The sequence below is a fragment of the Streptomyces sp. NPDC043867 genome (assembly GCF_056435845.1).
In genome coordinates, this window is the sequence record NZ_JBWKDS010000023.1 from 127182 (window position 1) to 146260 (window position 19079).

General features: G+C 71.3%; 18 protein-coding genes. 10 read left to right on the plus strand and 8 right to left on the minus strand.

From position 1 onward, the window contains the following. Positions 1–3: 3 nt before the first annotated feature. The 3 genes from AC069T_RS23150 to AC069T_RS23160 all read left to right on the plus strand — a co-directional run bounded on the left by AC069T_RS23150 (position 4) and on the right by AC069T_RS23160 (position 1439). Entirely contained in the window at positions 4–120 is a 117-nt protein-coding gene (locus AC069T_RS23150; RefSeq protein WP_478784536.1) for an SGM_5486 family transporter-associated protein, read from the plus strand. Between the two features lie 168 nt (positions 121–288). Next, positions 289–495 (plus strand): hypothetical protein, encoded by a 207-nt coding sequence (locus tag AC069T_RS23155; protein ID WP_478784537.1) that lies wholly within the window; start codon positions 289–291, stop codon positions 493–495. 425 nt (positions 496–920) lie between these two features. Further along, positions 921–1439 (plus strand): SixA phosphatase family protein, encoded by a 519-nt coding sequence (locus AC069T_RS23160; RefSeq protein ID WP_478784538.1) that lies wholly within the window; start codon positions 921–923, stop codon positions 1437–1439. An 84-nt stretch (positions 1440–1523) separates the two neighbouring features. Here the strand turns inward: AC069T_RS23160 and serB are convergent, their stop codons facing one another. Both serB and AC069T_RS23170 read right to left on the minus strand, forming a co-directional pair. Further along, entirely contained in the window at positions 1524–2738 is a 1215-nt protein-coding gene (gene serB, locus AC069T_RS23165) for a phosphoserine phosphatase SerB (protein ID WP_478784539.1), read from the minus strand. 228 nt (positions 2739–2966) lie between these two features. Beyond that, a complete protein-coding gene (locus tag AC069T_RS23170; RefSeq protein ID WP_478784540.1) occupies positions 2967–5042 on the minus strand; it encodes a streptophobe family protein in 2076 nt (691 codons plus the stop codon). A gap of 241 nt (positions 5043–5283) precedes the next feature. On the opposite strand from AC069T_RS23170, the gene AC069T_RS23175 reads away from it, so the two are divergent. Then, the gene (locus AC069T_RS23175) at positions 5284–7863 is read left to right on the plus strand and encodes an ABC transporter ATP-binding protein/permease (protein ID WP_478784541.1); all 2580 of its coding nucleotides are present in this window, start codon (positions 5284–5286) and stop codon (positions 7861–7863) included. 96 nt (positions 7864–7959) lie between these two features. Here the strand turns inward: AC069T_RS23175 and AC069T_RS23180 are convergent, their stop codons facing one another. The 3 genes from AC069T_RS23180 to AC069T_RS23190 all read right to left on the minus strand — a co-directional run bounded on the left by AC069T_RS23180 (position 7960) and on the right by AC069T_RS23190 (position 10794). Further along, positions 7960–8682, minus strand: a complete 723-nt coding sequence (locus AC069T_RS23180; protein WP_358853442.1) for a transglycosylase SLT domain-containing protein — start codon at positions 8680–8682, stop codon at positions 7960–7962. A gap of 298 nt (positions 8683–8980) precedes the next feature. Next, positions 8981–10102 carry an S-adenosylmethionine:tRNA ribosyltransferase-isomerase gene (locus AC069T_RS23185; RefSeq protein WP_478784542.1) on the minus strand — a complete coding sequence of 374 codons (1122 nt, stop codon included), beginning with the start codon at positions 10100–10102 and terminating at the stop codon, positions 8981–8983. Then, entirely contained in the window at positions 10099–10794 is a 696-nt protein-coding gene (locus AC069T_RS23190; RefSeq protein WP_478784543.1) for an SDR family NAD(P)-dependent oxidoreductase, read from the minus strand. Before AC069T_RS23190 ends, AC069T_RS23185 begins: the two co-directional genes overlap by 4 nt. 241 nt (positions 10795–11035) lie before the next feature. Between AC069T_RS23190 and AC069T_RS23195 the strand changes: the two genes are divergently transcribed. Then, positions 11036–12217, plus strand: coding sequence for a GAF domain-containing sensor histidine kinase (locus tag AC069T_RS23195; protein ID WP_478784544.1), 1182 nt, complete (start codon positions 11036–11038; stop codon positions 12215–12217). Next, a complete protein-coding gene (locus tag AC069T_RS23200; RefSeq protein ID WP_478784545.1) occupies positions 12210–12851 on the plus strand; it encodes a response regulator in 642 nt (213 codons plus the stop codon). Before AC069T_RS23195 ends, AC069T_RS23200 begins: the two co-directional genes overlap by 8 nt. Before the next feature lie 163 nt (positions 12852–13014). Here AC069T_RS23200 and AC069T_RS23205 read toward each other — a convergent pair whose 3' ends face one another. Next, positions 13015–13803, minus strand: coding sequence for a hypothetical protein (locus tag AC069T_RS23205; protein WP_358853445.1), 789 nt, complete (start codon positions 13801–13803; stop codon positions 13015–13017). A 121-nt stretch (positions 13804–13924) separates the two neighbouring features. On the opposite strand from AC069T_RS23205, the gene AC069T_RS23210 reads away from it, so the two are divergent. From AC069T_RS23210 to AC069T_RS23220, 3 genes are all read left to right on the plus strand, one after another. Further along, entirely contained in the window at positions 13925–14716 is a 792-nt protein-coding gene (locus tag AC069T_RS23210) for an ABC transporter ATP-binding protein (RefSeq protein ID WP_478784546.1), read from the plus strand. Between the two features lie 92 nt (positions 14717–14808). Beyond that, the gene (locus tag AC069T_RS23215) at positions 14809–15240 is read left to right on the plus strand and encodes an NfeD family protein (protein WP_478784547.1); all 432 of its coding nucleotides are present in this window, start codon (positions 14809–14811) and stop codon (positions 15238–15240) included. A 123-nt stretch (positions 15241–15363) separates the two neighbouring features. After that, a complete protein-coding gene (locus AC069T_RS23220; RefSeq protein WP_355787350.1) occupies positions 15364–16299 on the plus strand; it encodes an SPFH domain-containing protein in 936 nt (311 codons plus the stop codon). A gap of 57 nt (positions 16300–16356) precedes the next feature. Here the strand turns inward: AC069T_RS23220 and AC069T_RS23225 are convergent, their stop codons facing one another. Both AC069T_RS23225 and AC069T_RS23230 read right to left on the minus strand, forming a co-directional pair. Next, the gene (locus AC069T_RS23225) at positions 16357–16863 is read right to left on the minus strand and encodes an HNH endonuclease (protein ID WP_478784548.1); all 507 of its coding nucleotides are present in this window, start codon (positions 16861–16863) and stop codon (positions 16357–16359) included. Positions 16864–17125: 262 nt separating this feature from the next. Then, on the minus strand, positions 17126–17911 hold the full coding sequence (locus AC069T_RS23230; protein ID WP_476754643.1) for a sporulation protein: 786 nt from the start codon (positions 17909–17911) through the stop codon (positions 17126–17128). Positions 17912–18077: 166 nt separating this feature from the next. Between AC069T_RS23230 and AC069T_RS23235 the strand changes: the two genes are divergently transcribed. Then, a complete protein-coding gene (locus tag AC069T_RS23235; RefSeq protein WP_478784549.1) occupies positions 18078–18719 on the plus strand; it encodes a DNA-3-methyladenine glycosylase in 642 nt (213 codons plus the stop codon). Positions 18720–19079: the final 360 nt, after the last annotated feature.

A 19079-nucleotide genomic window follows, 5' to 3' on the forward strand; every position in this document is an offset into this window, starting at 1 on the left:
CGCATGCCTGTGCTCGATCCGAACCCCCAGAACGGCCAGAAGAAGCTGCTGCTCGTGCTCGGCGCGATGCTGGCCATCACCGTGATCATCAGCGTCATCGCGTCGATCGCCTCCCCTTGACCGCTTCGTCCGCCGACGGTGCTGGGGGTAGCCCCACCGTCCCCTAGGGGGCGAGTGTCAGGGTGAAGTGGGTGGATCGCCGGATGGGGCGCGGGCCCCGGATTCCGTAGCTTCGAGGTGTGGTCGCGAGGACGCGGCCCACGGACACTCGAGGACCACGGAGGCGTCATGCCGGCCCCCACGCACCCCCGGACCCACCCGGTGACCACGGGCGGCGTCGACATCCGACTGCCCTGGTGGGCCCTCACGCTTCCGGTCCTGGCCTTCGTCGCGCTGCTGGCGCTGATGGTCAACCCGTCCGACGCGCACGCCGCGGCCGGTGGCCCCGCCCTCGCCCACGTCGTCGAGCGTTTCCAGCAGGCGGTCCTCCGCTAGGGCCTGTCGTTTGGATCATGCCGGCGTCGCGGGGTCTGGCACGCACATCTGCGGCGTTGTCGTCGGTCGCCGACGCTCCGCGTCGACTCCCTCCTCCGCCTTGCAGCTGTACGCGCCAGACCCCGCTCGGGCCGGTCAGGACGAACCGTCGGTCACAGCCAGCCTGATCCAAACGACAGGCCCTAGCCCCGCGCCGGACGGCCACCCCGGCAGACAGGCGTGTGCCCCGACCGGCGGGCGGCCTCCCCGGCAGGCGCGGCGCGCGCTTCTCGGGAAGTATGGACGGGCACGCGTCGGCTGTCCGCCTCCCGGCCCGGGTGCGGCAGCAGTGCGGCCGGGACCCGTCGGGGAGGGGCCGACACCCTGCCGTGGGAGCGGCTCAACTCCCTGCGCCCCGTGGCGTGTTTCGTGCGAAGCTGGGACGCATGAGCGTCGCAGAATCCCGCAGGATCGTCCTCTTCCGGCATGCGAAAGCCGACTGGCCGCAGATCTCCGACCACGAGCGGCCGCTCGCCGACCGGGGCCGCACGGACGCCGCCGTCGCCGGACGCAAGCTGTCCGACGCGGGCATCCCCCTCGGCCTTGCCATCTGCTCCACGGCGACCCGGACCCGCGAGACCTGGAAGCTCGCCGTCCACGAGCTGCCGCACCGGCCGAAGACGGTCTACGAGGAGCGGGTCTACGAGGCCTCGCCCGGTGAGCTGATCGCCGTGCTGAACGAGACACCCGACGACGTGCAGGACGTGGTCCTGATCGGTCACAACCCCGGCGTGCAGGGCCTCGCCGACATCCTCGCCGGCCAGTCCGAGGGCGACGTCCGGACCCGCATGGGCAGCCGCGGCTTCCCGACCGCCGCCTTCGCCGTACTCACCTTCACCGGCCCCTGGAAGACCCTGGAGCCCGGCGTGGCCACCCTGGTCGACTACTGGGCCCCGTCGGAGTAACCCGCCACCACGCGGACGGGCGGCCGCCATGGCTCCCGTCCGCGCGCCAGGCACCCGGAGGGCGGGCCGGCGTGAGAGCGGGGCTCAGAGCGAGTCGTCGTCGTTGGTGTCCGCGGCCTCGACCTCTTCGCGGGTGACCCCCAGCAGATAGAGCACCGTGTCGAGGAACGGGAAGTTCACCGCCGTGTGCGCCGCCTCGCGGACGACCGGCTTGGCGTTGAACGCGACCCCGAGTCCCGCCGCGTTCAGCATGTCGAGGTCGTTGGCGCCGTCACCGATCGCCACCGTCTGGCCCAGCGGCACCCCCGCCTCGGCGGCGAACCGGCGCAGCAGCCGCGCCTTGCCCGCTCGGTCCACGATCTCGCCGGTGACCCTGCCCGTCAGCTTCCCGTCGACGATCTCCAGCGTGTTGGCCTGCGCGAAGTCGAGGCCGAGCCGCTCCTTCAGGTCATCCGTGACCTGGGTGAACCCGCCCGAGACGACCCCGACCTGGAAACCGAGCCGCTTGAGCGTACGGATGAGGGTGCGCGCGCCCGGCGTCAGCCGCACCTCGCTGCGCACCTTGTCCACCACCGAGGCGTCCAGCCCCGCCAGCAGGGCCACACGCGCGTGCAGGGACTGCTCGAAGTCCAGCTCGCCGCGCATCGCGGCCTCGGTCACCTCGGCGACCTCCTTCTCGCAGCCGGCGTGCGCGGCGAAGAGCTCGATCACCTCGTCCTGGATGAGGGTCGAGTCGACGTCCATGACCACGAGCCGCTGGGCGCGCCGGTGCAGTCCCGCCGAGACCACCGCGACGTCGACGCCGAGCGCCGCCGCCTTGGTCGCCAGCGCGGTCCGCAGTGTCTCGGTCTCCGTACCCGACACCGCGAACTCGACCGCGGTCACGGGGTACTTGGCGAGCCGGAAGATCCTGTCGATGTTGCCGCCGGTGTCGGTGATCCGGGCGGCGATCGCGGCCGTCGACTCCGCGGTGAGCGGACGCCCGAGGACGGTGACGAGCGAGCGTCCGAGGCCGCGGGGCCGGTTGTCGCCGAGCCCGGAGATGATCTCGGCCTGCATCTTCATGGACTCCGCCCAGCTGTGGACGGTGGACCGCAGATCACCCTCCAGCCCGGCGGGCGGCTCGGTCACGAGCGCGCACAGGACGATCCGGCCACGGGTGACGACCTGCTCGATGTCGACCACGTCGACGGAGTAGGCGGCGAGGGTGTCGAAGAGGCCGGCGGTGATGCCGGGCCGGTCCTTGCCGAAGATCTTGACGAGGAGGGTGGGGACGTCAGAGGTCTGCGAAGCGCTCATGGTGGTCCCACCGTATCCGGCACGCAGTGCCTTTCGCCGCCGAGGTCCGTCTGGCGGACAGCGAACAGTACGTGGCGCGCGGACGACCCCGGCCTTGCTCGCCGGTGACCGGTGCCCATTACCGGTGACCGGTGACCGGTGCCCCGTGCCGGGCGTCCCGTGCCCGGTCGGCACGCCCCGCGCGATGCAGATCCCCGGGGGGCGTCGCCTTCGTCGTGGGAGGAGGCTCTAGTCCCGGCGTTCCTGCGGCGGAGGAGGCGGCCCCTTCCCCGGGGGCGGCGGCGGGAGTGGAGGCGGAGGCGGCATCAGACCTCCGCCCCGCGACGGAGGCCGCTGCCAGGGTGCCCGCGGCGGTGGCGTGACCGGCCTGATCACCGTGGGCGCTCCGTACACGTCCTCGGGCGACCGTCCCTCCCGCTCGGGGGCGGAACCGTACGGCTGCGGACCGTGCCGTCGTCCGGCCCGAGCCGGGGGTCGCTCTCCCGCCCCGGGGTCCCGGGGCGGCCGTTCTCCCGACCCGGGGTCCGGTGCGGGTCTCTGCCCCGCCCGGGCCCCGCCCTGGCGGCCGGCTCCGCCCTCGCCGTGGGATCCGCTCTGCCGTGAGGCTCCCGGTCGTCCGCGGTCCCCGGCCGCCCGCCCGCCACCCGGAGGTCCGGAGTCCCCGCCGGGCGGTCCCGTGCCCTCGGCCGGGTGCGCGTCCTGCGGCTCGCGCAGCTCGTCCGGTACCCGCAGATAGGGATTGGTGTCGGGGTTCGACGGCCGGAACGGCGCACCCGGGTGATAGGGCCCCGGCTCCGGGACCTGCTGCGGGGAGTGCTCCGGGAACGCCGGACGCTCCCCCGTCACCGCGATGCCCGCGTCACCCCGTGCCGCCGCAAGCGCCAAGGGCGCGGCCCGCCGCCCCGCGGCCCCCGTCGCGTACGCGAGCAGCGCCCCGCCGGCTCCCGCCCCCGCACCCCACGCGGCACCGAGCAGCAACGCCGCCACCGCGTGCCCGTGCAGTTCTGTCCCGGCGCCGAACGCGTCGAATCCGAGGACCGACAGCGAGGCGTCCACCGACACGTCCGTCAGCCGGGCCAGCAGCGGAAGCGCCACCGCCGTCACGATCCCGAGCGGCAGTGCACAGCGCCCCGCGAAGCCGAGGGCGCCCGGACCCCGTAGGCCCGCCGGCGCTCCCTGTTCTCCCGAGCGGGCGCCGCTCCGATCCCGTACCCCCGGCGTACGCGCCGCCGCCAGTACTCCCGCGAACAGCATCATCAGTGCGGCCGCGACCCCCAACAGCCATACTCTGCCGTCCAGTTCGGCCATCCTGCCGAGCGTGACGGGCTCGTCGGCACTGATGCTCAGCAACTCGTCGAGGGGGGCGGGCAGCACCTTGGTGAGTTCTCCCGTGGCCTGTCCGTCCCAGGGCACGAGGAGGCCGAGCGGAACGCCCAGCCACACCCCGTTGGGCGCGCCGAGCAGCGCGGCACCCGCGATCCGCTTCGGGTGGTCGTCACCGACCATCGCGTACGCCGCCGCCGCGAGCCCCGCGGCGACCGCCACCAGCAACACCGTCACCAGCGCGGACGTGGCCGGGCGTACCACCCGGTGCACGGCGTCCCAGCCGCGCGGCAGGGGAGTGCGGCGCGACGCGAGCAGCGCGATCAGCAGGACTCCTGCGGTCCAGGCGGCGCCGCCGAGGAGGGTGGGCGCCGTGTCGACGGTGAAGCCGACGGCCGCCTTCGCGTCCACCAGGTCGCCGACCCGGTCGGGCAGCAGTCCGCCGATGTCCCCCAGCCCGCCGGGGAGTTTGTCCGTGAGGTCGTCGAGGCCGCCGCCCGGCATCTTGTCGAGACCGAGTTCCCCGCCGTCGATCGTGATGACGTCGTGACCGGCCCGGGCGAGCCCGCCCAGCGTGGCCACGAACAGCACGACCACGGCGCCCGCGCGGGCCGCCAGTTCGGACGCCGGGAGCACAACCTGCGCCCCGCGCAGGGAACGCAGGAAGAACCAGGAGAGCAGCAGCGCGCCCACGAGGCTCACGCCCAGTGGCGTGATCTCGATGGCGGTCGTGGCCTCCGCCCCTGTGAGGCCGAAGGCCGACACATCCCCGGACGGCGTCACCGAACCGCCCGCCCCGAGCACCACGACCGCCGCGGTCATCGGACCGAGCGAGCCGGCCGAGTCCGCCTGAAGCAGGTGCAGTCCCAGCGCGGCCGTGCCCGCCATTCCGATCAAAGCCCAGCCCACGGCGGCGATCGCGGCCAGTAGTACATCCCCCCAGGGCACGTTCCTGTGGTGCTCCGCGCTCTCCATACCCATCGTCAGCCCCCCGGCCCGCGTCGCGGCGATGCACCGCGGATGTCCCCCCTCGCGGGGGATTACCACTCTCCGGGCCGGTTTCCACCCCGTCAACGGAAACGGACAAGCCGCACCCGGGCAGTCTTCACATGGCCCGACTTTCGGTCAGGGGGCTCCTACTGAAATAGTTCCCCACGATGTTCGACATCCCTAGACTCCCTGTGATGGGGGAACTTCGGGGGACAACTCAGTGGGGCATGGAGTGCCGGAACTCGTACTGGAATTGAATGGACGGACCTGGACGCTCGATGCGTCCAGGCCATACACCCTCGGACGCGATCCGCAGGGGGACGTCGTGCTCGACGACGCCAGGGTGTCCTGGCGTCACGCCACGATCAGCTGGGGCGGCCGCAGTTGGGTCATCGAGGACCACGGCAGCACCAACGGCACGTTCGTGCAGGGTCAGCGGATCCATCAGCTGGAGATCGGCCCCGGCTCGGCCGTGCACCTCGGCAACGCGACGGACGGTCCGCGCCTGAGCCTCTCGGGTGCCACCGCCGCGGTGGCCCCGCAGCAGCAGGCGCAGCCCCGGCAGCCGTACGCGGCGCAGGGCGCGGGCCCCGGCTGGGCGCAGCAAACACCTCAGCAGCAAACTCCGCAGCAGCAGGCGCCGTCTCAGCAGCAGACACCTCAGCAGCAGGCTCCGGCTCCGCAGCAGCAGAACTGGCCGCAGTCGCAGCAGGGTGCTTCCATCCCGCAGCAGCACGGACCCGGTGGGGGCGCGGGGGCGCCGCCGGTCTACGGCGACCGCAGCCCGACCACGTTCCACCAGTTCTCGCTCGGCCGCGTCATGCGCATCGGCCGTGCCCTGGAGAACGAGCTGGTCGTCTCCGACCTCCAGGTCTCGCGGCACCACGCCGAGTTCCATGCGACGCCGGACGGCCGCTACGAGATCCGCGACCTCGGCTCGCACAACGGCACGTACGTCAACGGCCAGCCGATCGCCAAGGGCGGTTCCGCGCTGCTCGGCCCGAACGACATCGTCGGCGTCGGTCACTCGACGTTCCGGCTGGTCGGCGACCGGCTCGAGGAGTTCGTCGACACCGGTGAGGTCTCCTTCTCGGCCCGCCATCTGACCGTCACGGTCGACGGCGGCAAGCAGATCCTCAAGGACGTCTCCTTCGGCGTCCCGGAGAAGTCGCTCATCGCGGTGATCGGCCCGTCGGGTTCCGGCAAGTCGACGCTCCTGAAGGCGCTCACGGGCTACCGCCCCGCCAACCAGGGTGACGTCCTCTACGACAACCGGAACCTGTACAAGCAGTTCGCCGAACTGCGGCAGCGCATCGGTCTGGTCCCGCAGGACGACATCCTGCACAAGGAGCTGACCGTCAGGAAGGCCCTCAAGTACGCGGCCAAGCTGCGCTTCCCCGCGGACACCACGGGTAAGGAGCGCGACGCCCGGATAGACGAGGTCCTGCGCGAGCTCAAGCTGGACATCCACAAGGAGAAGAAGGTCACCTCTCTCTCCGGCGGCCAGCGCAAGCGCGTCTCGGTCGCCCTGGAGCTGCTGACCAAGCCCTCGCTGATCTTCCTGGACGAGCCGACCTCCGGTCTCGACCCGGGCATGGACCGCGACGTCATGCAGCTGCTGCGCGGCCTCGCCGACGACGGCCGTACGGTGCTCGTCGTCACCCACTCCGTGGCCGAGCTGGCGATCTGCGACAAGCTGCTGGTGATGGCGCCGGGCGGCTCGGTCGCCTACTTCGGTCCGCCCGAGGAGGCCCTGAACTTCTTCGGCTACGACACCTGGGCCGACGTCTTCTCCGCCTTCGAGAACTACCGCGACTACGACTGGGCGGGCCGCTGGAGGGGCTCGCAGCACTACCAGATGTACGCCGCGGACATCGACGCCGTCGCCCCGCAGTCGGTGCACATGCCGCCCGCGCAGGCGATGAAGCCGCCCAAGCCGCAGGGCTGGGGCTCGCAGCTGATGACGCTGGTCCGCCGCTATGTGTCGGTGATCGCGTCCGACAAGGGGTTCCTGGCGCTGACGGTGATCCTGCCGGCGGTCCTCGGCGCGGTCAGCCTGCTGATCGACCCGGACAAGAACCTGCTGGTGAACCCGGCGGTCAACCCGAAGACCGGCGCGCACATCCCGAACGGCACCGCCACCACGGTGCTGCTGATCCTCGCCGTCGGCGCCTGCTTCGCGGGCGCCGCCAACTCGGTCCGCGAGCTGATCAAGGAACGCGTGATCTACGAGCGGGAACGGGCGACCGGCCTGTCGCGCTCCGCGTACCTGATGTCGAAGGTCATCGTCCTCGGCACCGTCACGGTGTTCCAGGGCGCCCTGGTCGGCGTGATCGGCTTCTCCAGCCGCACGATCCCCGACGAGGGCCTGATCCTCGGCAGCGGCAAGATCGCGGTCATGATCGAGCTGTCGATCCCGATCATGGCTCTCGGCTTCACCTCGATGATGTTCGGCCTGATCATCTCGTCCCTGGTGAAGACCGCCGAGAAGACCATGCCTCTGCTGGTCATGTTCGCGATCATCCAGGTCGTCTTCACCGGCTGCCTCTTCATCCTGCACGGCACCGTCGGCGTCAACCAGTTCTCGTACCTGATGCCGTCGCGCTGGGCGGTCGCCGCGGCCGGCGCCACGCTGGACTTCAACAACATCAGTCCGAACACGGACGACCCGTCCAGCACGGACCCGCTCTGGGACCACGCGGCATCGGCCTGGACCATGGACATGGTGGCCCTGCTCGTCCTCGGCGCCCTGTGCGGCTTCTTCGTGGCCCGCTTCCTGCGCCGCCACGAGCCCGAGGTCATGCGCAAGTAGCACCCCGGACGCCTGAAGGGCGGCACCCCCGACCGGGGTGCCGCCCTTGTGCGTCTTGACCGAGACCCTCAGAGGTCCGCGCGATACTCGCGAGACTCAGTAGGCGCTGTTGACGTTGTCGATGGAGCCGTACTTGTCGGCCGCGTAGTTGGCAGCGGCCGTGATGTTGGCGACCGGGTCGTAGATGTTCGTCGACGTGCCCGGGACGTGGTACGCCGCGAAGGTCGGCGGGATGACCTGGAGCAGGCCCTTCGACGGGATGCCGTTGATGGCGTTGATGTCCCAGTCGTTGATGGCGTTGGGGTTGCCCGAGGACTCGCGGATGATGTTCTTGTGCAGCCCGTGGTAGCTGCCCGGGATGCCCTTCTGCTTCATGATGTCCAGCGACTGGCGGATCCAGCCGTCCAGGTTGTTCGCGTACGTCTTGGCGGCGACGGGCTTGACCTGCGGGCGCTGCGCGGAGCGGCTCGCGGCCTGCTTCTTGCGCGCCTCCTCCGCCTTCTTCTTGGCAGCGGCCTGCTCGGCGGCCTTCTTCTTGGCGGCGGCCTCGTCGGCGGCCTTCTTCTTCGCGGCCTCGGCCTTGACCGTGGCGCCCGCCAGCTGGTCGGTGACGCTGGCCTTGACGTCCTTGATCTGCTCCTGGCTGTAGGCCACGGAGGACGTGGACGCGGCGGCGTCGGTCGTCGTGGTCTGCGAGTTCGCCGGCACGGCCGTGAACGCGAGGGCGGCGGCACCGAGGGCCGCGACACCGGCGAACGAAAGCTTGTGGGTCTTGGTCAGCTGGGGACTGTGCACCGGAGCGATGAACTTCTTGGGCATGACTGATGGACCTCTTCGAATAGCGCGGACGCCGCTCCCGGTCCGTGGGGACAGAGTGTTTTTCCGGACGAACGCCGCGGGGCGAAACCCGCGGCGTTGAGCGACGTGAGCCATTGTTAGCGGCCGCAAAATCCTGTGGCAAAGGTGTGACGTACGAAGCCGGGTAGTGGAGCACAGAGGGGCAAAACGGGGCAGACTGGCATGTCTTCCCCGCTCAAGTGGGTCCCTCCTGTCTCCTATGCCCGTTCGTACGTGATGTGTGCCCTATGCGCGGGCTCACACCGCCACCGCGCCGGTCTCACGCCAGGTTGCTGACGCAATGCTCTGTGTGAGGGTCTTCCGCCGGCAGCAGGAGGTGGCTGTCCCCGAACTCGTGCCAGAGATAGCGCCCGCGCAGCGCCTCGCCGTACCCGCGCTCGACCGCGGCCCGCCCGGCGACGGCCGCCAGCATCAGCAGATGCGACGCCCCCGGCTCGTGCAGCCCGGTCAGCAGCCCCTCCACCACCCGTACCCCGCGCTCCGGGGTGATCACCAGATCCGTCCAGCCGTGCCCGCCCCGGACCACTCCGTCCGCTCCCGCCGCGGACTCCACGGCCCGGACGGCCGTCGTACCGACCGCGACGACCCGCCCGTTCCCCGCCCGCACCGCGTTGACCAGCCGCGCCGAGGCCTCCGGCACCTCGTACCTCTCCGGATACGGCGGCTCGTGCGCCTCCGCCGACGCCACCCCCGTGTGCAGCGCGACCGGCGCGAACTGCACCCCCCGGCTCACCAGCTCCGCCACCAGCCGCGCGGTGAAGGGACGCGCCGCGCTCGGCATCTCCGCACTGCCCGTACCGTCGGCGGACGGCAGCGCGAACACCGTCTGGTACGCCGACAGCGGCTGATCCCGCTCCGTGTACGAGTAGCGAATGGGACGCCCGTGCCGCCGCAGCAGCCCCGGCACGTCCGGATCCGACACCCGCGACCACCACAGCCGCGCACCGTCCGGGGCCAGCGGCTCCTCCAGCACGAGACGCACACCTCCGGGAAGCCGCACCTCCGTACCCGCGGGTCCGCCCGCACGCGCGCGCGTGGTGCCCCGCCCGTCCGGTTCCCGCAGCTCCACGGCCCACCGCCCGTCATCACCCCGGGTGGAGAAATGCACCACCACACGCGCGTGCCCCGCCCGCCCGTCGACGGCGGCCGCCAGCGTGGGCGAGGTGTTGACCACCAGCAGATCACCGGGCCTCAGCAGCCGGGGCAGCTCCACGAAGCCGTGGTGCGACACCGAGGTCCCCCGCGACACGAGCAGCCGGACGGCGTCCCGGTCCAGACCCGGACCGCGCTGCTCGGCCGGTACCCGCGCCGACAACTCCGCCGGAACCTCCGGCCACCCGTGACTGCGCCCCGACGGGGGCACCCCCGTCGCCGTCGTCATCGCTCCTCCAGCAGGGCCTCGGCACGGTAGCGGCCGCTGGCCGGACGCTCGTCCAGCAGCCGCAGGAACGCCGGCACCACGGCCGCGGGATCCCGCCGCGCCTCCTCGTCGTCCGGTACCGCCGCCGCGTACAGGTCCGTCGCCAGGTCCCCCGGATCCACCGCCCAGACCCGCAGCCCGGGCTCCTCCGCACCCAGCACCGCCGACAGCTGGTCCAGGGCCGCCTTGGAGGCCCCATAACCGCCCCACGTCCCGTACGCCTCCACGGCCGCGTCCGAGCTGACACCGATCACCGCACCCGCCCCGGACGCCCGCAGCGCGGGCAGCGCCTCCTGGACCAGGCACAGCGCCGCGACCACATTGACCTCCAGCGCCCGCCGCAGCCCGTCCGGCGACAGATCCTCCAGGCGGACGAGCGGTTCGGCGCCCAGCGCGCTCGCGTTGTTCACCACGAGGTCCACACCCCCGAGCCCCGCCGCCGCGGCCACCAGCTCCCCGCGGTGCCGCGCGTCCGTCACATCGCCGGGCAGCGCCCTGACCCGCGTCCCGTACGCGGACAGCTCCGCCGCCGTCCTCTCCAGCACCCCCGTCGTTCTGGCGTCGAGCACCAGATCCCAGCCGCGCTCCGCCAGACCCGCGGCCAGTGCCCGCCCCAGCCCCTTCGAAGCCCCCGTGATGATGGCCACCGGCATGACATCCGTCCCCTCGTCCCACCGCCGTTCCCGACGGATGTCCTCAACGTAGGGACGGCACCACTCCCGCCGCCTCGTACGCAGGCCGCAGGGATCAGGGGCCCTTCGCCCTAGGCCCACCGGCACGGGCCCTCCGCCCCAGGCCCACCGGCACGGGCCCTCCGCCCTAGGCCCACCGGCCCGGGCGACCGCCACCACAGGTCGGATACGCACTGTCACCGGCCGCCGGTACCGTGAAGTCATGAGCCAAGGCCCCAGGTCCGGCCTGTACGCGGTCAGCTCCGCGCTGCTGGCCATGAGCAGACACCTCGAGGTGCGTGACGTCCTCAAGACGATCGTCGCCTCGGCCCGCGAACTGCTCGACGCCGAGTACGCGGCCCTCGGTGTCCCGGACGATCACGGAGGCTTCGCCCAGTTCGTCGTCGACGGTGTCAGCGACGCCCAGTGGAAGGCCATCGGACCGCTCCCGCGCCAGCACGGCATCCTCGCCGCGATGCTGCACGAGGCCCGCGCCGAGCGCCTCGCCGACGTGCGCGAGGACCCCCGCTTCGAGGGCTGGCCCGCGGCCCACCCCGAGATGTCGGACTTCCTCGGCCTGCCGATCCGCGACGGCGACGACGTCCTCGGCGCCCTCTTCCTCGCCAACAAGGTGCGGTGCTCCGAGGAGCGCCCCGCCGGCCCCGGCAGAGGGGCGGGCGACGGCGGCCGCTGCCGCTTCACCGAGGAGGACGAGGAACTCCTGACGATCCTCGCCCAGCACGCCGCGATCGCCCTGACCAACGCCCGGCTCTACGAGCGCAGCCGGGAACTCACCATCGCCGAGGAGCGCTCCCGCCTCGCGCACGAGCTGCACGACGCCGTCAGCCAGAAACTCTTCTCGCTGCGCCTCACCGCCCAGGCCGCCGCGGCCCTCGTCGACCGCGACCCCTCCCGGGCCAAGGGCGAACTCCAGCAGGTCGCCGCCCTCGCCGCGGAAGCCGTCGACGAACTGCGCGCCGCCGTCGTGGAGCTGCGGCCCGCCGCCCTCGACGAGGACGGTCTCGTGGCCACGCTGCGCACCCAGATCCAGGTGCTCGACCGCGCCCAGGCGGCGCGCGTGACCTTCGAGAGCAGCGGAGTACGCGCCCTGCCCGCGGCCCAGGAGGAGGCCCTGCTGCGCGTCGCCCAGGAAGCGCTGCACAACGCGTTGCGCCACTCCGGAGCGGCCCGCGTCGACGTGACCCTCGCGAAGCGCGGACCGGGCGCCGTCCTCACCGTCGCCGACGACGGCGGCGGCTTCGAACCCCACGCGATCCGCAGCGCGGGACGCCATCTCGGCCTCGTCTCCATGCGGGACCGGGCGGGCGGCGTCGGCGGCACACTCACCGTGGAATCGGCGCCCGGAAAGGGCACCCGGATAGAGATGGAGGTCCCTGGTGGCTGACGCGATCAAGGTGCTGCTGGTCGACGACCACCAAGTGGTCCGCCGGGGCCTGCGCACCTTTCTCGAGGTGCAGGACGACATCGAGGTCGTGGGCGAGGCCTCCGACGGCGCCGAAGGAGTCGCCCGCGCGGAGGAACTGAAACCGGACGTCGTCCTCATGGACGTGAAGATGCCGGGGATGGACGGCGTCGAGGCGCTGCGCAGGCTGCGCGAGCTGGCCAACCCCACGCGCGTGCTGATCGTGACCAGCTTCACCGAGCAGCGCACGGTGGTGCCCGCCCTGCGCGCCGGTGCCGCCGGGTACGTGTACAAGGACATCGACCCCGACGCGCTCGCCCGCGCCATCCGGTCCGTGCACGCCGGACACATCCTGCTCCAGCCCGAGGTCGCGGGTGCCCTGCTGTCCCAGGAGGAGGCCGGTCCGGGTCAGGGGAGGGGCGGCTCGCTCACCGAGCGGGAGCGCGAGGTGCTCGGTCTGATCGCCGACGGCCGCTCCAACCGGGAGATCGCCCGGGCGCTCGTCCTCTCCGAGAAGACCGTCAAGACCCACGTGTCGAACATCCTGATGAAACTCGACCTGGCCGACCGTACGCAGGCCGCGCTGTGGGCCGTACGGCACGGGGCGGCGGGCTGAAGGCGCCCGGACGGGAGTGTGCCCACCCGGACGGGCGCCGGCCGGTGCCGGATCAGCCGACCGCGCCCCGACACCGGGGGCAACGACGGCGCCTGGGGCAATGGGGGAGAGGCCCACCCGGACGGCGCCCGACGAAGGCACCGCCCGCCTGCAGCCCGCGAGTTCAGCGAACCCCCCGCTCCCGCTCCTCCACGAACGCGTTGAACGCGGCCACCTGCGCCCGCCGAGCCGTCCGCTCCACCGGCCGCAGCGCCTCCGCCCGCGCCCCCATCTCCGAGGCGCTCACCGCCCCGCCGTGCCCGTTCTCGTACGCCACGGAGATCAGCAGCCCCACCCGCTGGGCCAGCTCCAGCACCCGTACCGCCCGCGGCGGATACCCGGGCGCCAGCACCTCACGACCCCGCTCGGCCCGAGCCCGGTACGCGTCCACCGCGGCCTCCGCCACCGGCCCCGACCCGGCCACGTCGAGCCGCGACAGCACCTCGGTCGCCTCACGGAGGGCCTCCGCCAGTTCCCGCTCCGCCTCGCCGAGGGACGGCACGTCCGCGGGCGGCGCCTCCCGCACGGGAAGGCAGTGCCAGACGACCTCCACGTGGACGTCGCCCTCGGGCCCCGCCTCGTACACCTCAGGCACCAGCCCGAGCCCGGCCCCCCGGCAGACGACCGCCTCCTGCGCGTCGAGGGCACGCGCGTTGAACTCCGGCGGCCCGCTCAGCCCCAGCGGATGCCCCGGCGCTGGCAGCGCCACCCGCAGTCCGGTCACCCCGAGCGCGCGCAGCCGCCCGAGGGCGAGCGTGAGACCGACGGGCCCCGGCTCACCGGGGAGTCCCGCGACGCGATGCACGGCGTCCTCACCGACGATGGCGAGCACGGCGTCGTCCGGCGAAACAAGTCCGGCCAAGAGGGCGTTTCCCCATGCGGCCAGGCGTCCTGAGCGTGGTTCCGAGAGCATGCCCCCACCCTAAGGACCGGCCGATGGATTGGACCGCCCGACCGGTGGCGTAGGTTTTCCCTGGGGGCTGCGTCCACAGACGTATGCGACGGCCGAGACTGCAATGGGAGACAGCGCGCTGATGAGCGATGTTCTGGAGCTTGAGGACGTATCCGTGGTCCGAGAGGGCCGGGCTCTGGTGGACCAGGTCTCCTGGTCGGTCAAGGAAGGCGAGCGCTGGGTCATCCTCGGCCCGAACGGCGCCGGGAAGACGACCCTCCTGAACGTCGCCTCCAGCTACCTCTTCCCCAGCTCGGGCACCGCCACCGTCCTCGGTGAGACCCTCGGCAAGGTCGACGTCTTCGACCTGCGCCCGCGCATCGGCATGGCAGGCATCGCCATGGCGGAGAAGCTCCCCAAGCGCCAGACGGTCCTGCAGACCGTGCTCACCGCCGCGTACGGCATGACCGCCGGCTGGCAGGAGGAGTACGAGGACATCGACGAGCAGCGCGCCCGCGCGTTCCTCGACCGCCTCGGCATGAGCGACTACCTGGACCGCAACTTCGGGACGCTCTCCGAAGGCGAGCGCAAGCGCACCCTGATCGCGCGCGCCCTGATGACCGACCCCGAACTGCTGCTCCTGGACGAGCCCGCCGCGGGCCTCGACCTCGGAGGCCGCGAGGACCTCGTGCGCCGCCTCGGCCGCCTGGCCCGCGACCCGATCGCCCCCTCCATGATCATGGTCACGCACCATGTCGAGGAGATCGCCCCGGGCTTCACCCACGTGCTGATGATCCGCCAGGGCAAGGTGCTGGCCGCCGGCCCGCTCGAGCTCGAGCTCACCTCACGCAACCTCTCGCTCTGCTTCGGCCTGCCCCTCGTCGTCGAGCAGGTCGGCGAGCGCTGGACGGCACAGGGCCTCCCGCTGTCCTGACGCCCGGTCGACGCGGCCCGCGGCGGGCGCGGCGGCGGCACCCGTGATCGTGCGCCCTGTCCGTCCGTGCGGCGCGGTCCTACCATGACCGTGTGAACGACATCGACGCATGGGTGTGGTGGCTGGTCGCCGCCGTCGGACTCGGGATCCCCCTCGTGGTGACGGCGATGCCGGAGTTCGGCATGCTGGCCGTGGGCGCCGTCGCGGCAGCGGGCGCCGCGGGACTCGGCGGCGACGTCGTCCTCCAGGTCCTCGTCTTCGTCGCCGTATCGGTCGCCCTCATCGCCGTGGTGCGCCCCATCGCGGCCCGGCACCGGGCCCAGCGACCCCAACTCGCCACCGGCGTGGACGCGTTGCGGGGCAAGACAGCCGTCGTGCTGGAACGAGTCGACGGCTCCGGCGGCCGGATCAAGCTCGCCGGGGAGATCTGGTCGGCGCGCTCCCTCGACGCCGGACAGACCTACGAGGCGGGGGAGCAGGTCGACGTCGTCGACATCGAGGGCGCCACGGCGATCGTGATGTGACCACGCACGACTGAACCGAACGCCCCACGTCGCAGACGACGTTCTGTCAGACTCGTCCAGCAAGATCTTCAACACCCGTAAGATCTGAGGGAATTACCGAGGCGAAGGGTACGGGGAGCATCGATGGAACCGATCATCATCGTCCTGATCATTCTGGTGGTGTTGGTCTTCATCGCCCTGATCAAGACCATCCAGGTCATCCCACAGGCCAGCGCGGCCATCGTCGAGCGCTTCGGCCGCTACACGCGGACACTGAACGCGGGGCTCAACATCGTCGTCCCGTTCATCGACACCATCCGCAACCGCATCGACCTGCGCGAACAGGTCGTGCCGTTCCCGCCCCAGCCGGTGATCACCCAGGACAACCTGGTGGTCAACATCGACACGGTCATCTACTACCAGGTCACCGACGCCCGCGCGGCCACCTACGAGGTCGCCAGCTACATCCAGGCGATCGAGCAGCTCACCGTCACCACCCTGCGCAACATCATCGGTGGCATGGACCTGGAGCGGACCCTCACCTCCCGCGAGGAGATCAACGCGGCCCTGCGCGGGGTCCTGGACGAGGCCACCGGCAAGTGGGGCATCCGCGTCAACCGCGTCGAGCTCAAGGCCATCGAGCCGCCCACCTCCATCCAGGACTCGATGGAGAAGCAGATGCGCGCCGACCGCGACAAGCGCGCCGCGATCCTCACCGCCGAAGGCATCCGCCAGTCGCAGATCCTCACCGCCGAAGGTGAGAAGCAGTCCGCGATCCTGCGCGCCGAGGGTGAGGCCAAGGCCGCCGCCCTGCGCGCGGAGGGCGAGGCCCAGGCCATCCGTACGGTCTTCGAGTCCATCCACGCCGGAGACGCGGACCAGAAGCTCCTCGCCTACCAGTACCTCCAGATGCTCCCGAAGATCGCCGAGGGCGACGCCAACAAGCTCTGGATCGTGCCGAGCGAGATCGGTGACGCACTCAAGGGCCTGAGCGGCGCCATGGGCAACTTCGGCCCGATGGGCGGCGGTTCGGGCGGCGGCGGCTCCGAGCGCCGCGAGAAGCCGTCCGTCACGGACTGACAGCGCACATGACCGGGGCCCGCCTTCGACGAAGGCGGGCCCCGGTCATGTGCGGCTTCAGGCGGCCGACTGCGCCAGCCACTCCGGCAGCGCCCGGAAGTCGTCCTGCCCGAGCGTCAGCAGCATCGCGTCCGCGGGCGTCGGCTCGAAGGGCTGCCGCAGCAGCGGCATGCCCGCCTGCTCCGGCGTACGGTCAGCTTTGCGGTGATTGTCCTCGGCACAGGACGCGACGGTGTTCAGCCAGGAGTCCTGGCCGCCCTGCGCCCGCGGCACCACGTGGTCCACGGTCGTCGCCCGCCTGCCGCAGTACGCGCACCGGTGCCGGTCCCGCACCAGCACACCCCTGCGGGACCAGGGCGCTTGTCTTCGGAACGGCACCCGTACGTAGCGGCAGAGCCTGATCACCCGGGGCACGGGTATGTCGACCGCGGCCCCGCGCATACGGAGTTCGGGGTGGGCCTGCTCGACGACGGCCTTGTCCTGCAGCACCAGAACGACGGCCCGGTTCAACGTCACCGTCGACAGCGGCTCAAAGCTCGCATTCAGTACCAGCGTGTCCCGCATCAAGCCCACCTCCCATGCGCTCCGGCCCACCCCCTGGCGGGCTTGGATCAACTCTGGCCGGGCACGTCGAGATGGACAACGCAATAAAAAAGATGCCCGCCCCTGATCAATTCCAAGACCAGAGGCGGGCAAACGTCCGGAGAACGTCCGTCTTGCACGGGAGCCGTGAACTCACGACGAGCCGGGCGCGCGCCGGCGGCCGAGTGACCGTCGCGGCGACGCGGAACACCAGCCCGCGCCGGAGTCCGCTTCCCGGTCGGGCCTAGAACCAGCTGCGCTTGCTGCCGACCTCCGACAGCCACTGGTTCAGGTACGCGGTCCAGTCCGTGCCCTGGTAGTCGTTCAGGCCCACCTTGAAGGCGCGGAACGAGTCGCTGCCCTCGCTGAACAGGCCCGGCTTCTTGTCCATCTCCAGGACGACGTCCATCTCGCGCTCGTCGGCGACGAAGCTCAGCTCGACCTGGTTCAGTCCGCGGTACTGCGCAGGCGGGAAGAACTCGATCTCCTGGTAGAACGGCAGCTTCTGCCGCGTACCGCGGATGTGACCGCGCTCCATGTCGGCGCTCTTGAAGCGGAAACCGAGCTGGAGGAACGCGTCCAGGATCGCCTGCTGGGCCGGCAGCGGGTGCACGTTGATCGGGTCCAGGTCGCTCGAGTCGACGGCGCGCGCGATCTCCAGCTCCGTGGTCACCCCGATGTGCATCCCCCGCAGCGGCTGGCCGTCGATCGTCGTGACCGGCGTCTCCCAGGGGATCTCCAGGCCGAACGGGACCGCGTGCACCGCGCCCGCCTTCAGCTCGAAGGCACCGCCCAGCCGCACCTTGGTGAACTCGATGTCCTGCTTGTGCTCCTGGTCGTCGTGGCCCTCGACCTCGACCCTGGCCTGCAGGCCGACCGACAGACCCTCGATGGCCTGGTCCACGGATCCGCCCTGGATCCGCACCTCGCCCTGCACGACGCCGCCCGGAACCGTGTTGACCTCGGTCAGCACCGTCTCGACCGAAGCCCCGCCGGCTCCCATGCTCGCAAGCAGCCGCTTGAACCCCATGTCACTTCCTCCCCAGGCAACGCCTGTACGTCCTGTGTGCGTGTGGATCCCTGATCCGTACAAACGCGATCCGGTCGCGGCCGGTTCCGCGTCCTCACCCTTCCAAGGGGGACGCTCCCTGACCACCCCGACGACGAGCAGCCGCTCTCGACTACGCTCGTACGCCATGATCGCGGCCCCTGACCGTACGCCTCTCGCCCGGGAGTTCTTCGACCGCCCCGTCCTGGAGGTCGCTCCGGACCTCCTCGGGCGCACCCTCGTGCGCACCACGGAGGACGGCCCGATCGAACTGCGCCTGACCGAGGTCGAGGCATACGACGGACCCAACGACCCCGGCTCCCACGCCTACCGCGGCCGCACGGCCCGCAACGACGTGATGTTCGGCCCGCCCGGTCATGTGTACGTCTACTTCACCTACGGCATGTGGCACTGCATGAACCTGGTCTGCGGCCCCGAGGGCACAGCGAGCGGGATCCTCCTGCGGGCCGGTGAGGTCACGGAGGGTGCCGAGCTCGCCCGTAAACGCCGACTCTCGGCCCGCAACGACAGAGAACTGGCCAAAGGACCCGCCCGCCTGGCCACGGCCCTCGGGGTGGACCGCGCCCTCGACGGCGCGGACGCCTGCGGGCCCGAGGGCGGCCCCTTCCGCATGCTGGCCGGCACTCCCGTGCATCCCGACCAGGTACTCAGCGGTCCCCGCACCGGAGTCTCCGGCGACGGCGGCGTCCACCCATGGCGCTTCTGGATCGCCAACGACCCGACGGTGAGCCCCTATCGGGCCCATACGCCTCGTCGCCGCCGAACTTGACTCGCCTCGGCGGGATCCGTAATGTGGCCCGAGCCGCTTGACCCGGGTACTGCGTTCAGTCAGCAGCCGGAAGCGGCCAACCCACTACCTACGACTCCCCTTCAGCGGGGTCGAATCCGCCATGTCCGCATGTCGAATTCTGACTCCCCGGCTCGATTATGAGCTGTACGGGGAATCGGTTAACGTAGTGAATGTCGAAAGGCCCGCGAGGCATAAGCCTCAGGCCAAAGACAATCCCGCCGACAGGGAATCGGGTCCGAAAGGGTCTGGTAGAGTCGGAACCGCCGGAAAGGGAAACGCGAAAGCGGAAACCTGGAAAGCACCGAGGAAATCGGAACCGGAAACGGTCTGATAGAGTCG

Bases quoted from the DNA above. Each gene is read 5' to 3' on its own strand.
- AC069T_RS23210 (WP_478784546.1), top strand. From the start codon at position 13,925: ATGAGCGATGTTCTGGAGCTTGAGGACGTATCCGTGGTCCGAGAGGGC.
- AC069T_RS23185 (WP_478784542.1), bottom strand. From the start codon at position 10,102: ATGACGACGGCGACGGGGGTGCCCCCGTCGGGGCGCAGTCACGGGTGG.
- AC069T_RS23155 (WP_478784537.1), top strand. From the start codon at position 289: ATGCCGGCCCCCACGCACCCCCGGACCCACCCGGTGACCACGGGCGGC.
- AC069T_RS23235 (WP_478784549.1), top strand. From the start codon at position 18,078: ATGATCGCGGCCCCTGACCGTACGCCTCTCGCCCGGGAGTTCTTCGAC.
- AC069T_RS23150 (WP_478784536.1), top strand. From the start codon at position 4: ATGCCTGTGCTCGATCCGAACCCCCAGAACGGCCAGAAGAAGCTGCTG.
- AC069T_RS23230 (WP_476754643.1), bottom strand. From the start codon at position 17,911: ATGGGGTTCAAGCGGCTGCTTGCGAGCATGGGAGCCGGCGGGGCTTCG.
- AC069T_RS23205 (WP_358853445.1), bottom strand. From the start codon at position 13,803: ATGCTCTCGGAACCACGCTCAGGACGCCTGGCCGCATGGGGAAACGCC.
- AC069T_RS23220 (WP_355787350.1), top strand. From the start codon at position 15,364: ATGGAACCGATCATCATCGTCCTGATCATTCTGGTGGTGTTGGTCTTC.
- AC069T_RS23180 (WP_358853442.1), bottom strand. From the start codon at position 8,682: ATGCCCAAGAAGTTCATCGCTCCGGTGCACAGTCCCCAGCTGACCAAG.
- AC069T_RS23225 (WP_478784548.1), bottom strand. From the start codon at position 16,863: ATGCGGGACACGCTGGTACTGAATGCGAGCTTTGAGCCGCTGTCGACG.
- AC069T_RS23170 (WP_478784540.1), bottom strand. From the start codon at position 5,042: ATGGGTATGGAGAGCGCGGAGCACCACAGGAACGTGCCCTGGGGGGAT.
- AC069T_RS23190 (WP_478784543.1), bottom strand. From the start codon at position 10,794: ATGCCGGTGGCCATCATCACGGGGGCTTCGAAGGGGCTGGGGCGGGCA.
- AC069T_RS23195 (WP_478784544.1), top strand. From the start codon at position 11,036: ATGAGCCAAGGCCCCAGGTCCGGCCTGTACGCGGTCAGCTCCGCGCTG.
- AC069T_RS23160 (WP_478784538.1), top strand. From the start codon at position 921: ATGAGCGTCGCAGAATCCCGCAGGATCGTCCTCTTCCGGCATGCGAAA.
- serB (WP_478784539.1), bottom strand. From the start codon at position 2,738: ATGAGCGCTTCGCAGACCTCTGACGTCCCCACCCTCCTCGTCAAGATC.